The following is a 14,998-nucleotide window of genomic DNA, read 5'->3' as shown; positions in this document are numbered from 1 at the left end:
GCTTTTTTTGTACAGAAAAACAATAGTAGTATTATTGATAGTACATTCATTTACTTTGGTTAGCATTTGATAAATCAACATTTTCCTTGTGTTTTTGCATGGAGATATCTATAATAAATTAAAATAGGATAATGATAATATAAATACTTGGATTATAAATAGCTAACGAGGAGGCTTCCGATGAAACATGGATTTTTACGAGTTGCGGCTGCGACTCCGGTGATAAAGGTCGCGGATTGTGATTATAATGCGGAGAAAATCATGGAGTTAATTGGGGAGGCAGAGAGTCAGGGTAATAAATTAGTTGTATTCCCTGAGCTTTGTATAACCGGTTACACCTGCGGTGACTTGTTTTTACAGGATACATTATTGCATGGAGCAATTAAAAATATTAAAAGAATTGCTAACTATACAATTGGCAAAGATATTGTTGCCGTTGTAGGGTTTCCATATGCCGTAAGGGGCAAGCTATATAATACTGCAGCCGTAATTCAGGGAGGAAAAGTTCTCGGTCTTGTACCTAAGATGAATATTCCGAACTATACGGAGTTTTATGAAGGCAGACATTTTACAACCGGTATTCTTGATCCGATTACTATTAATTTTGAAGGCGAGGATATATACTTTGGTTCACGAATTCTGTTCGAATGTTCGAATATACACGGTTTTGTTCTCGGAGTAGAGATCTGCGAGGATTTGTGGGTGCCTAGATCACCAAGTACAGAACACTGTATAGCCGGTGCTACGGTAATTGCAAATCTGTCCGCGAGTGATGAGCTGACAGGCAAGGATGTGTACCGAAGAGATCTAGTAAAGAGTCAGTCAGGTAAGTTGGTATGTGCATATCTTTATTGTGATGCAGGCGAGGGAGAATCCACTACGGATGTTGTTTTTGCCGGACACAATCTAATAGTAGAATACGGAGCGGTTTTAGCTGAATCAAAGGCATTTGAGAATGGAATCATATCCAGTGAGATTGATTTGGGTAAATTAAAGAGCGAACGAAGAAGAATGCTTACTTATTTTAATCAGCATAGCTTACCGTATCAGGTCGTTCGTTTTGAATTATGTATGGGTCAAGAAGAGATTCCTGAGATCGAATTAACAAGATTTATTGATCCTGCTCCATTCGTTCCGTCTAATAAAGCAGAGCGTGATAAGCGTTGTAAGGATATCATCGACATTCAGGCGATGGGGCTTAAGACCAGACTTTCTCACATAGGTGGCAAATGTGTGGTTCTTGGTATCTCAGGTGGACTTGATTCAACGTTAGCACTGTTAGTAGCTTACAGAGCATTCGAGCTTCTAGGTATTGATAAAAAGGGAATTGTCGCAGTAACGATGCCTTGCTTTGGTACCACTGACAGAACCTATAATAATGCAGTAGAGCTTTCAAATCGATTGGGTGTAACTCTGCTAGAAATTCCGATTCGTGCGGCGGTGGAGCAACATTTTAATGATATCGGTCATGATAAGAATGTTCATGATTTGACTTATGAGAATAGCCAGGCCAGAGAGCGTACTCAGGTGTTAATGGATATCGCCAGCAAATATAACGGATTTGTTGTAGGAACCGGAGATATGTCTGAACTGGCACTTGGATGGGCAACCTATAATGGGGATCATATGTCCATGTACGGAGTAAATTCTTCCGTACCGAAGACGCTTGTTCGCTATCTGGTCTCTTACTTTGCTGATACTGCAGAGGATGGGAAGCTTAGAGAAGTTCTTGAGGATATCCTGGACACTCCGGTAAGCCCGGAGTTATTACCGCCAAGTGATGGGGAAATATCACAAAAAACAGAGGATATCGTGGGACCTTATGAATTACACGATTTTTATCTTTACTATATATTACGGTTTGGGTTTACTCCGACTAAAGTGTATCATTTAGCAAAGATAGCGTTTGAAGGGAAATACGAACACGTAGAGATTTTAAAATGGCTTAAGATATTCTATCGCAGATTTTTCACCCAGCAATTCAAACGCTCCTGCCTACCAGATGGTCCAAAGGTGGGTAGTGTATCTGTATCACCGAGAGGTGATCTAAGAATGCCAAGTGATGCGTCCGCTACCTTATGGATGAAAGAATTAGAATTGTTATAATTATTTAATAACGATATTGTGCATGTGGTATTTACATGCTTGGTTACGAAGGGAGAACTTACTATGGCACTCAAAATTATTACTGACTCAGCCTCCGATACACCCAATTGGGTAAAGCAAGAATTTGCCCTGCATGTTATACCGACACCTGTTGTAATTGATGAAATTGATTATTTTGACGGTGAAACAATATTACCGGAGAATTTTTATCAAGTTCTAGGGTCTGGCAAGGACGTAAAGACTTATCATATCAATTCCCATATGTTCTATGAACATTTTCTATCCTATGCACAGAATGGGGACGAGGTTATCTATATCTGCTTTTCTACAGGAATTGCAGGTACATATAATGCTGCAAACCTTGCAAAAACTGAACTTTTGGAGAAGTATCCTGAATTTGATTTAACGATTATTGATTCCAAATGTGCTTCCCTTGGCTTTGGATTGGCGACCTACTATGCTTTATTAATGCAAAAAAATGGCGCTTCCAAGCAAGAGATTATTGATGCTATCGAATGGCACTGTAATCACATGGAACATGTTTTTACCGTAAATACGTTAGAATATCTCTTTAAAGGCGGGCGACTGAGCAGAACGTCCGCGATAGCCGGTGGTTTACTTGATATTAAGCCGATTCTTCATGTGAATGATAACGGTTCGCTCGAGGCGGTTGAAAAGGTGCGAGGAAGACAAAAATCTCTGAAACGATTAATTGAGATGGTAGGAGAACGAGGTGTAGAACTGGATAATCAGTACATTGGCTTAGTGCATGGTGATGATTCTACTACGATGGAATTTGTTAAGGAGCAGCTGACTTCGACGTATGGCTGTAAGCACTTTATGAATAACTATGTTGGTTGCGCAATTGGAGCTCACACCGGTCCAGGAATCATTGGAATTATTTTTCTAGATGAGGTTTCCCCTTTTAAGAAATATTTAAAATAAAATAATAAAGAGGATGCAGTTAAATTAATACATAACTGCATCCCGGAATAACATAGATTATCATTTCTATGGTTATAAAGAGTACTTATAAGTGATGAGACTTATGTTGATACTATGTAATTTATTTTTTGCTGTTCAACTTAGCCGGTTCCAAGGCGGCCTTAATTGCATCGATCAGCATCTGCTCAGTATATTGCTTTTCTTGGTCAATCTCAATCTTATCAAGAGGAACATCATTGCTTAACTGTAATGAGATATCCTCTAAGGATGGTTTGACAAGCGGAAACATTGCGGCAATGGAATCATTGATGTTCTGAATATCAACGTGATTGATATGATTATTATCGACCACTACCTCTAAATTAAAATCCGTATCATTTAAGGATATGGTAGAAGTGTATTTTCCTGATTTATATAACTCAGTTCCGTTCTTCGCTACCCCATCATCCTTACCACCTCTGAACATAAATATGAGAAGTAGTATTAGTAGAATTCCTAATGCCGCAAAAATCACTGTATATATGATTTCTTTTAATTGGATAACTACTATTTTTGTTTTTGCCATATCTATCCTCCGGAGCATGATTCGCTTCATGTCTTGATTCTTACTATATCTTATTATGAGAAATAATAAATTATGCAGATAAAATGAAATGATAGATGTGTTTAGTGTGAATTATTTAAGAGCATAATTCACACCTAGAAGTTTGTGCCTGCGAAATCCTCGGCACAAACTAACATAAAGGGTAGGAATGATGTGTTTAGTGTGAATTATTTAAGAGCATAATTCACACCTAGAAGTTTGTGCTTGTATAATACTCGGAACAGACTAATATAAAGGAAAGGTGCGGTTATAATTATGTCCTTACAATTTTACTTAGGAAGTGCAGGTGCAGGCAAATCGTATCAGCTCTACCAAGAGATAATCAGCCAATCTAGGCAGAATCCGGATACGGATTATCTGGTTATCGTTCCAGAACAATTCACCCTACAAACTCAGAAGGATATCGTTACGATGCACCCGGATCATGGTGTAACAAATGTCGATATTCTTAGTTTTTTACGCTTTGCATACCGTATCTTTGATGAAGTAGGTGGTGGTGATCTGCCAATTTTAGAGGATACCGGAAAGAGTATGGTACTTCGTAAGGTGGTGTCAGAAAAGCGCAAGGATTTAATCCTGTTTGGCTCTAACGTAAAGAAGCCGGGATTTGTGAATGAATTAAAATCTCTGATGTCAGAGTTTTATCAATATAATATCCAACCTGAAGATATCAAAAAGATGCAGGAAGTATCACAGAATAAGCCTGTTTTAAAAGCAAAGCTTACTGACTTGCTGACCGTATATGAGGGTTTTCACAATTTTATGAAAGAGCGATACATCACAGCGGAAGAAATTCTAGTGGTGTTAAATGAAGTGATCGACCGCTCCCAGTGGTTGAAAAACTCCGTTATATGTCTGGATGGATTTACCGGGTTTACCCCCTGCCAGTATCAACTACTTGGTAAAATGCTAAAGAATGCTAAGAAGGTTATGGTTACGGTGACAATTGACCGCAGGGAGAAGATAGATAATAAGAACTCAGATCATCTTCTGTTCGGGCTTAGTACCAAAACGATACAAAAACTCACTAAAATTGGGGAAGAAGTTGGAACTAAGATAGAGAAGCCTGTACTGGTTCAGGATTGCTATCAGGGACAAACTCCGTACCGATTTAGTTCTGCTCCGGGATTAGCATCTTTGGAGCGTAATTTATTCCGTTATCCCTATGAAACCTATGAGGAGGAGCAGACGGATATCTCCATTCATGCTGCGAAGGATGCAGAGGAAGAGGTTGCATTTGTAGCCAGAGAAATCAAAAGACTGGTTCGTGAGGAAGGATATCGATATGAGGATATCGCAGTAGTATCCGGCAATATGGAGGAGTATGCAAGAATTGCAAAGAGAGGTTTCGTTATCTCCGGAATTCCGTGCTTTATTGATTATAAGAAGGATATCCTGGGTAATCCGTTTGCGGCGCTTCTTCGTTCTGTCCTCGTAGTCATTAGTGAGGATTTTAGTTATGAGGGAGTTTTTCGTTATCTCAGAACAGGACTTACTGATTTTGCCGAAGAAGAAATTGATATTATTGAGAATTACATCATAGCTACCGGTATCAGAGGATATAAAAGATGGAGTGAACCGTTTATACGAAAATACCGCACCAAGGAAGGCGTAAAGCTGGAGCAGATTAATGAGATCCGCGCACGATTCATAGAAGAAATTACACCACTTTATGAGGTGTTAAAAGATAAAGAAAGAACGTTGAAGGAGTATACGAAAGCTCTTTATGAGTTGGGGGTTCAACTACGAATAGAGGAAAAGCTGGAGGGGTATCGAGCTTATTTTGCAGAGATAAATCAACCGTTGATAGCGAAGGAATATGAACAGGTTTATCCAATTATAATGGAACTCTATGATCAGATGGTTCTACTCTTAGGGGAGGAGCACTGTACCCTGAAGGAATTTGGTGAAATTCTGGATACAGGATTAGTGGAGATTAAGGTGGGACTAATCCCTCCGGGCGTTGATGAGGTTGTGGTTGGTGATACGGAGAGAACAAGGCTAAAAGACATTAAAGCGTTATTCTTCCTGGGGGTTAATGAAGGTATTATCCCCAAAGCAATCTCAAGTGGTGGAATTCTATCCGATATTGAGAGAGAATTGTTGATAAATCATGATATTGAACTGGCACCGACAAAGAGGCAGCAGGCCTTCCAGGAGCAATTCTATATCTATTTGAATATGACAAAACCTAACGAAAAGCTTTATATTACCTATCATAAGTTGAATGGTGAAGGGAAGGCAGTTAATCAATCCTTTCTAATCGGGAAAGTAAAGCAACTAATCCCTACGGTTAAGATCATAGAAGAGGATGAAAACTGTGAGGAGCTGGATTATATTCTTCGTGATGAAGGGTTGACTTATCTGGCCGAAGGATTAAGAGGATATCATCATAAAGAAACTTCCGAACTGTGGAAGGAGCTATATTTGTATTATCGCAGTGATGGAGAGAAGAACCAAATTCTTGACAAGCTTGTGAAGGGAGCCTTTTATATCAATACAGAACGAGGTATCTCTAAGGAGGCTGCGAGATTATTATACGGGGCAGAGCTAAATGGTAGTGTGACCAGGTTGGAGCGCTATGCAGGATGTGCATTTGCACATTTTCTATCATATGGATTGACCCTAGAGGAGAGGCAGGAGTATAAGCTGGCGGTTCCGGATATCGGTAATATCTTTCATAATGCGATCGATCGTTTCTCCAAGCGATTGGATACCGGAGAATATACCTGGCATAACATACCGGATGAGGTACGTGAAAGCTGGGCACTTGAGAGTGTGGCTCAGGCGGTGGAGGAGTATGAGAGTTCCATCCTAAAGAGCACGAAGCGAAACGAGTACCTGATTAAACGTATGGAACGAATAACGGTGCGTACATTGTGGGCTTTGTGCAATCAGATTAAACAGGGTTCTTTTGAACCTTCGGGTTATGAGATGGCATTTCATCATGTTCCGGACGGAACCTTATCATTACAGGGACGCATCGATCGACTGGATCTGTATGAGGAAGACGATAAGGTCTATGTTCGAGTAATTGATTATAAGACGGGTAATACCGTATTCGATATCGGCAAGGTATATTATGGCTTGCAGCAACAGTTGTCCATCTATCTGAGTGCTGCGATGGGTTATCTAAAGAAGAGACATCCGGGGAAAGAGATTGTTCCTTCCGGCATATTCTATTATCACATTGATGATCCAATTGTAGCAAAATCTGAGCATACGGAGGAAGAGATATTAAAGAGTCTTAGAATGAACGGATTGGTTAATGAAGATAAGAAGGTATTAGCATTGATGGATCAACGCTTGGCGGGATCCGACGGAACGTTATCTTCATCGGTGAAATCCGACATCATACCGGTAGAGACCAACAAGGAAGGGGAGCTTACCAAACGTTCCGTAGCGGAGAAGGAAAAAAATATTAATGCGATGGTGGATTATGTGAACCGCAAATTAGCGGAGGACAGTAAGTTGATTTTAAGCGGAGATACCAGGGTGAATCCTTATCGCTCTGCAAATGAAACCGCATGTGATTATTGCAGCTACCGCAGTGCCTGCGGTTTTGATGTTCGTGTTCCCGGTCATGCATACCGGAATCTGGCTAAAAAATCAATCGATGAGATGAAGGCTGAGATATTCCGTGGGAGAGATGAGTCTTGATAAAATAAAAGATTTAGTATGTAAAGATTTATCTTATCATTGTTTCAAAGAAAGCATTAACTCATATGTTATTAACATAATCAAGCTACCAAGTTTACGATGGAATATGAAGGTTGCGTTGTGATTATTACGTTTTTAGATAAAGGAGTTTGTATGGCGTGGACAGAGGCACAACAAAAGGTTATTGATACGAGGGAAAGGAATGTATTAGTTTCGGCAGCAGCAGGCTCGGGAAAGACTGCTGTATTAGTTGAGCGTATTATTACGATGATATCTGAGGGGGAGAATCCAATCGATATCGATCATTTGCTGGTAGTTACATTTACGAATGCAGCGGCGGCTGAGATGAGAGGGCGTATCGGTAAGGCGATTGAAGAGAAGCTGGTTAAGCAGCCGGATAACCGCCATTTGCAGAAGCAGATTTCTCTGTTACAGAGTGCTCAGATTACAACAATACATAGTTTTTGTTTGAATGTAATCCGAAATTATTTTCACCGGATTGATTTGGATCCATCCTTTAAGATTGCGGAGGAATCAGAGATTACACTGATGAAATCCGATGTGATTGCTGATTTGCTGGAACGATGGTACGAAGTAGGACGAGAGGAGTTTCATGCTTTCGTTGAAAGTTACTCTTATTCGAAATCGGATGCTCCGATTGAAGATTTGATTGTTCAACTATTTAATTTCTCTATGAGTGATCCTTGGCCAAAACAGTGGATTGAGGATAAAAGAAGATTATTTGAGATTGCTTCCGTGGATGAGATGGGACAGTGCTCTTGGATGCAGGAATTGTTAAGTTATGTAAAGGATGTACTTGGTGATCTGATTTCCAAAAACAAAACAGCACTCGAGATATGTTGTGAGCCCGGAGGGCCAACGGCTTATGAAGCAGCGTTGCTCTCTGACCGTGAGATACTTGAGAATGTTGCATCAGCATCTTCATATGAAGAGTACATGAATGCCTTTTCATCAATCTCATTTGCCAGGTTATCGAACAAGAAAGAGGAAGGGGTACTTCCGGAGAAGAAGGATAGAATTAAAGCGCTTCGAGAAGAAATGAAAAAAGGAATTAAGGATATCACAGCCGGGTTCTTCTTTCAATCTCCTGAGGAGATGCTTAAGGATATTCAAGAAGTTGGAAAACTCATGCAGGTCCTTTTTGATCTTACGCTGGAATTCATGCAGGAATTTGCGAAGAAGAAAGAAGAAAAGAATCTAATTGACTTTAATGATTTGGAACACTTTGCACTGAAAATACTAGTTGAGAAAAAGGATGCAGCAGAGGTACAGCCGACCCAGGCTGCTCTAGAGCTAAGTGAGCAATTTGAAGAGATTCTAATAGATGAGTATCAGGATAGTAATATGGTTCAGGAGACAATCCTTAAAAGCATTTCCAGAGAGGATATGGGGTTCCCGAACCGCTTCATGGTTGGCGATGTGAAGCAGAGTATTTATAAGTTCCGCCTGGCGATGCCGGAGATATTCATGCAGAAGTACAATACCTATTCCAGTGAGGAATGTTGTGAAGATGGCAGTAAGAATCTATATCAGCGCATTGATCTGGACAAGAATTTTCGAAGCAGGAAGATCGTTCTGGATTATGTAAATAAAATATTTGAACAGATTATGCATGAACAGGTTGGCGGAATTATATATGATGAGTCTGCTTCTTTAAAATATGGTGAATTATTTGAAGAAACCTTAAAAATAGATATTGATCATGAACAAAATAAATACGTACCAGAGGAACAAGAGTCAAAGGAACAAGAACGAAAGGAAAAGGAATCTAAGGAGAAGGAACTTAAGGAACAAGAATATAACAATCATAGTACCGAATTTCTACCGAACGAGATATTTGATAGGATTCCCTCCCGTGTGGATTTGTTATTGGTGACGGAAGAAGAGTTTGACAGCAGTTTATCAGATGATAATACGAAAGCTACGGAGAGTATAGAAACTGATCCGGAGGAGGAAGCCTATACCAAACGAGAACTGGAAGCTAAGATGATTGCACGTAAAATCAAGGAACTGACGGATCCTGTTAATGGCATGCTAGTGTTTGACAGAAAAGCAGGTGGACATAGGCCTGCCACCAATCGGGATATCGTTATCCTTCTTAGAAGTGTGACCGGATGGTCGGAAGTTTTTGTTAATACTTTGATGCAGGAAGGTATATCAGCTTATGCGGATACCGGCACAGGATATTTTCAAACCTTAGAAATCATGACTGTAATTAATATGCTTCGTGTGATTGATAATCCCCGACAGGATATTCCGCTGACCGGTGTATTATATTCTCCAATTGTCGGATTGACGACGACGGAGCTTGCTTTGATTCGTTCCACCACCCGTAATGTTTCAATGTACACGGCTCTCGTTAATTATAGGAAGGAAGGAAAGCAGGAAGCGCTTAAAGATAAGGTAAACGCATTTATGGAATTGTTAAGCTCCTTCCGCTCTATGGTAAATCATAAGCCCATTCATGAGCTGATACAAATTGTATTGGATCAAACAGGGTATTATTACTATGTTAGTGCAATGCCTGGCGGTGACCGAAGAAAAGGGAATGTTGATATGCTTATCTCACAAGCAGTGAGATTTGAAAAGGGCAGTTATACCGGGCTGTTTCATTTTATTCGTTACATTGAGAAGCTTCATAAATACGAAATTGATTTCGGAGAAGCCTCCACTTCAGGAGAACAAGATAATACGGTTCGTATCATGAGTATTCATAAAAGTAAGGGATTGGAATTTCCGATTGTCTTTGTGGCAGGGATGAGCAAACAGTTCAACACACAGGATTTGCGCAGCAGTATTGTCCTTCATAGTGATATGGGTGTTGGGCCGGAGTGTATCGACAGTAAGTTGAGAACAAAAATTCCGACCTTAATCAAAAAAGTAATTCAAAAGAAGGTACAAATTGAAAATCTTGGTGAAGAGCTAAGAGTATTATATGTTGCATTGACAAGACCAAAGGAAAAATTAATTTTAACAGGATATTTAAAAGCTGTTGATGAAATCCTGTGCAAGGATTTCTCGTTCTTTGAATTACTTTCTGCAAAGAGTTATCTGGACTGGGTGTTACCGGCTACAGTAAACCGGATTGGATGGGAACCGGAAGTGATTAATAATGAATTGGTATGTAGTAAAGACGATATGTCCATTACCTTAGTTCATAAGAATTCTTTGGTTAAGGAAGAAATCACAAAGCAGATATTTACGAGAAAAGATGAAGAAGATCTGTTAAATATTGATCCGGCAACAACATATAATCAGGATTTAAAGGAGGAGCTAGAGTCAAGATTTCAATATGTGTATCCATATCAGAAGGATGCACATATCAAAGTGAAAATGACGGTATCCGAATTGAAAAAGCTTGGTCAGTTCCAGGATGAGGATCAAAGTGTAAATTTGTATCAAAAGGCGGAAATAGGGCTGACACCTAAATTCAAAACAGAATTAGAAGGGGAAATAATAACAAAAATAAATCCGGACATAATAACTGAGTTTGACAAGAATCAAAATGAACTTGAGTATATCGTTGTTCCTGCCACTGTACCAAACTTTATCAGTGAAAAGGAAGTGGCTGTAAGTGGAACCGACCGAGGAACCCTTTATCACAAGGTACTTGAGCTTCTTGACCTAACCAGAGTAATGAGTGGTGAGGGTGTCAAAGGGGAACTTCAGTGCATGGTCGGTAAAAATCTTGTTAAGCAATCGGATATGAAGATGCTTAAGGCAGATTATATCAGGAGATTTGTTGACAGTGAGGTCGCGAATCGAATGAGGATGGCGGAATATTCGAACAAGCTTTACAAGGAGAAGCAGTTTGTAATCGGAATTAAAGCTTCTGAGGTAATCAAAAACCAGGACAGTGATGAGTTGATATTAATCCAGGGTATTATTGATGTGTACTTTGAAGAGGATGGTGAACTGGTTTTACTAGACTACAAATCAGATATTGTATCAGAGGAGCAACAACTGATTACTCGTTATAAAGTGCAGCTTGAATATTACAAGAGGGCGTTAGAACAAATGTTGCATAAGAGGGTCAAGGAGATGATCATCTACTCGCTTTATTTGGGAAAAGAGATTCGTATAGAAGAATAGAAGTTGGGTACACTCTAGATATTAAATATGATCTTTAGCTAAAATACAAGATTGAATTTGGATTAGAAGGGTGTGCCAATATGGGTAAGAAAGAGAAGAAAATTGATTTAAATGATATTAAGCCGGAGGAAGCCACCAAGTATGAAATAGCAAGTGAGTTGGGGTACCTGGATAAGGTGATTGATTCGGGATGGAAATCACTCACGGCAAAGGAATCTGGTCGAATCGGTGGACTAATGACGAAGAGAAAACGAGAAGAAAAAAAGCGAAAAGAGATGAAAGAAGAACAGTAGGAATAGATGATTCAACTTTGAGTGATAGAAAAATGTATGCTTGCAATGAATAGCGGTACCTTGATATCGTAACAAAAATCGGGCTATCCTGATAGGAATGAAATGTTTCGTAATCATTTCATTCGATTTCAGGGTAGCCCGTTTTGTGATTTTTAGGTTTTTATAAAGCTGTATTATATTCTGTTATTCTTGTGGCGGTTGCATTTTATTTACGAATATCGATATGGTTAAGTTTTAATACGTCTACACCTAAGAAGCCTTTAATTCCAACGCAGATTCCGCCAAGCAGTATAGATGTATCCTGAAGTACGGAGGGTACAATTCGGATATAGCTATTCATTTTGCTTTTAAGGGCAGCTTCAATCTTCTCAGTTATATGCGGGAAGAAGATAGTGAAGGAACTATTGATTACTACAATATCAGGATTGTAAGCATTCAATACATTGTTTACGCCAACCGACATGTATTTGATGAAATCCTGCATAATCTTATGAGCATCTGAATCATTTGTTTCATAAGCAATGCGGAAATGTTCGAAGGTAGCTTCTTCCAGTCCCTTCAACTTCGCAAATTCATTAATTAGCGTACGTTCGGATACATATTGCTCTAGACAGCCTTGGTTGCCACAGGGGCACTGTCTTCCATCTATCTCGATAATGGTATGTCCGAATTCGCCTGCTCTTCCGTTATAACCGGTATAGAGTTGGTGGTCAATAATAATTCCAAGACCGATACCGGAGTGCACACTGATATTTGCAATATTCGTATAATCATACTGGAACGTGTTTTCACCAATTACGGATAAATTTGCTTCATTCTCCAAATATACCGGAGAGCTAAAATGTCGTTCCAGATTCTCTCCCAAATTGATACCGGATAAATTGTAATAAGGAGCGAAAGATACCTGGTTATTTGCCACTAAACCGTGAATACCAAGGGTGATTCCGACTAAATCATAAGGAGTATTTTTAGGGAGTCTCATTGATTCTATTAATTCAATCAAAACATTGATAATATTTGTAGGATTCTTCGGCGTTTTAATTTGTTTAAGACTGCAATCTTCTCCAATTAAATCCGCTCGTAATGCAGATATTGTGTCAACTCCGATATCGATACAAATCACATAACCTGCTTTTCTGTTCAAACTTAATAGAATAGGCTTGCGTCCCAAACTGGTATCATCGCTACCTATCTCTATTACTAGTTTTTTGTTGATTAATTCTTGTACAATAGCAGATATCGTTGCTTTTGTTAAGCCGAGGTACTTAGCAATTGCAGCTCTTGATATTGCGGTATTATTAATTATTGTTTCTAATACCAATTTGGTATTGATGTCTCTTATGAGCTCTTTACTGCCTGTTACCATCACAGTCACCTTTCATTCGTTAGGATTGATAATATAATATGTTAACATAAATTGATTTTTTTGGAAAGCCTAAATTTGGGGAATGAAGTAATATGCATTCGTGCTTGACATAAATAACACTACTTGTTATAGTATTTACATATAGTTTATTGACCAAATAAATGCGATTCTAGCATGAAACTGATTTTCAATACAAAGAATATTGATATGATTTTAATCGGAACATGCAGCATAAGGAAAGAAGTAATATTCTTTTTAAAATCCGAAAGGAGCGTAATAACTCCTTTCATAGAAACCGAAAGGAGTTTTAAAACATGTTATACGTTGGTGTGGATTTAGGAACGTCTTCCGTAAAGCTTTTATTAATGGATGAGGCGGGAGATATTAAGAGTATTGTAACCAGAGAGTATCCGTTGTATTTTCCAAAGCCAGGCTGGTCTGAGCAAAATCCAGAGGATTGGTATTCCGCTCTGATTGATGGTGTTAAGGAGTTAACAAAAGATTGTGATAAGTCCCAGATCGAAGGTGTAAGCTTCAGTGGACAGATGCACGGTATGGTTATTCTTGATGAGAATGATAATGTTATCCGTCCTGCAATTCTGTGGAACGATGGTCGTACCCAGGCAGAATGTGATTATTTAAATAATGAAATCGGTAGAGAGAAGATCTCCAGTTATACAGCTAATATGGCATTAACAGGCTTTACTGCTCCGAAGTTATTATGGGTTAGAAAACATGAGCCAGAGAACTTTGCAAAAATTAAGAAAGTTATGCTTCCTAAGGATTATATTGCATATAAATTATCCGGTGTACATTGTACAGACGTATCCGATGCTTCCGGTATGTTATTATTAGATGTTAAAAACAAGACTTGGTCGAAAGAAATGCTTGAAATTTGTGGTTTAAAAGAAGAGCAAATGGCGAAAATCCATGAGTCTTATGAAGTTGTTGGAAACATCACAAAAGAAGCAGCAGATGCTCTTGGCTTCACTACAAATGTTAAGATTATCGCAGGTGGCGGTGACCAGGCAGTTGCAGCAGTTGGTGGTGGTTGCGTAGGCGAAGGTATGTGCAGTGTATCACTTGGTACTTCAGGTGTTGTATTTATCTCCGCGAAAGAATTTGCAGTAGATGAAAATAATGCACTTCATGCATTTGCACATGCAGATGGAAAATATCACTTTATGGGCGTTATGTTAAGTGCAGCAGCTTCTAACAAGTGGTGGATGGATGAGATTATCAGAACAAAAGATTATCCTAGCGAGCAGAAGGGCATCAAAAAACTTGGCGAAAACAATGTTTTCTTCCTTCCTTACTTGATGGGTGAGAGAACTCCTCACAATAATCCTAATGCAAGAGGTACATTCATTGGTATGACAATGGATACAACCCGTGAAGATATGACCCAGGCAGTACTTGAAGGTGTAGCATTTGCACTTCGTGATTCCTTTGAAATTACAAAATCCCTTGGTGTAACAATCGAAAGAATTCGTATCAATGGCGGCGGTGCTAAGAGCCCATTATGGTGTAAGATTATCGCTGATGTATTAAATGTTAAAGTAGATAAGATTAATTCCGCAGAAGGTCCTGCATTCGGTGCAGCAATCCTTGCGGCAGTTGGTTGTGGTAAGTATGCATCCGTAGAAGAAGCAACAGCAAAATTAATCAAAGTAGTTGAGACTACTGATCAGGACGCAGCTGAAGTTGAGCTTTACAATAAGAAATACGATGTATTCAAACAGCTTTATCCTACATTAAAAGATATGTATGATAAGATGGTATAATAAGAATTATTCTAATTTGATTATCGATTTGTGATATAATTAGGCCGGAACAAGAAAATATGGCATCTTCAATTCAAACAATTTGATTTGAAAATGTTCATTTTTTCTTGTTCCGGCTTTCTATTAC

General features: G+C 39.0%; 8 protein-coding genes. 6 read left to right on the top strand and 2 right to left on the bottom strand.

What is annotated here, in order from left to right:
* Positions 1 to 180 precede the first annotated feature (180 nt).
* The gene (locus AC6IWN_RS13405; RefSeq protein WP_497987918.1) at positions 181 to 2,106 is read left to right on the top strand and encodes an NAD(+) synthase; all 1,926 of its coding nucleotides are present in this window, start codon (positions 181 to 183) and stop codon (positions 2,104 to 2,106) included.
* Positions 2,107 to 2,169: 63 nt separating this feature from the next.
* Positions 2,170 to 3,051, top strand: a complete 882-nt coding sequence (locus tag AC6IWN_RS13400) for a DegV family protein (RefSeq protein WP_497987917.1) — start codon at positions 2,170 to 2,172, stop codon at positions 3,049 to 3,051.
* A 121-nt stretch (positions 3,052 to 3,172) separates the two neighbouring features.
* Here the strand turns inward: AC6IWN_RS13400 and AC6IWN_RS13395 are convergent, their stop codons facing one another.
* On the bottom strand, positions 3,173 to 3,616 hold the full coding sequence (locus AC6IWN_RS13395; RefSeq protein ID WP_497987916.1) for a hypothetical protein: 444 nt from the start codon (positions 3,614 to 3,616) through the stop codon (positions 3,173 to 3,175).
* A gap of 294 nt (positions 3,617 to 3,910) precedes the next feature.
* Between AC6IWN_RS13395 and addB the strand changes: the two genes are divergently transcribed.
* The 3 genes from addB to AC6IWN_RS13380 all read left to right on the top strand — a co-directional run bounded on the left by addB (position 3,911) and on the right by AC6IWN_RS13380 (position 11,721).
* Positions 3,911 to 7,315, top strand: a complete 3,405-nt coding sequence (gene addB, locus AC6IWN_RS13390; protein ID WP_497987915.1) for a helicase-exonuclease AddAB subunit AddB — start codon at positions 3,911 to 3,913, stop codon at positions 7,313 to 7,315.
* Positions 7,316 to 7,468: 153 nt separating this feature from the next.
* Entirely contained in the window at positions 7,469 to 11,428 is a 3,960-nt protein-coding gene (locus AC6IWN_RS13385) for a UvrD-helicase domain-containing protein (RefSeq protein ID WP_497987914.1), read from the top strand.
* Positions 11,429 to 11,508: 80 nt separating this feature from the next.
* Positions 11,509 to 11,721 (top strand): alpha/beta-type small acid-soluble spore protein, encoded by a 213-nt coding sequence (locus AC6IWN_RS13380; RefSeq protein WP_497987913.1) that lies wholly within the window; start codon positions 11,509 to 11,511, stop codon positions 11,719 to 11,721.
* A 205-nt stretch (positions 11,722 to 11,926) separates the two neighbouring features.
* On the opposite strand, the gene AC6IWN_RS13375 is transcribed toward AC6IWN_RS13380, so the two are convergent.
* On the bottom strand, positions 11,927 to 13,087 hold the full coding sequence (locus tag AC6IWN_RS13375; protein ID WP_497987912.1) for an ROK family protein: 1,161 nt from the start codon (positions 13,085 to 13,087) through the stop codon (positions 11,927 to 11,929).
* 314 nt (positions 13,088 to 13,401) lie between these two features.
* Here AC6IWN_RS13375 and xylB point away from each other — a divergent pair, with 314 nt between their 5' ends.
* On the top strand, positions 13,402 to 14,871 hold the full coding sequence (xylB, locus tag AC6IWN_RS13370) for a xylulokinase (protein WP_497987911.1): 1,470 nt from the start codon (positions 13,402 to 13,404) through the stop codon (positions 14,869 to 14,871).
* Positions 14,872 to 14,998 lie beyond the last annotated feature (127 nt).

This window comes from Variimorphobacter sp. HTMS_6 (assembly GCF_059717775.1).
This window is presented reverse-complemented; position numbering and strand designations above follow the sequence as displayed.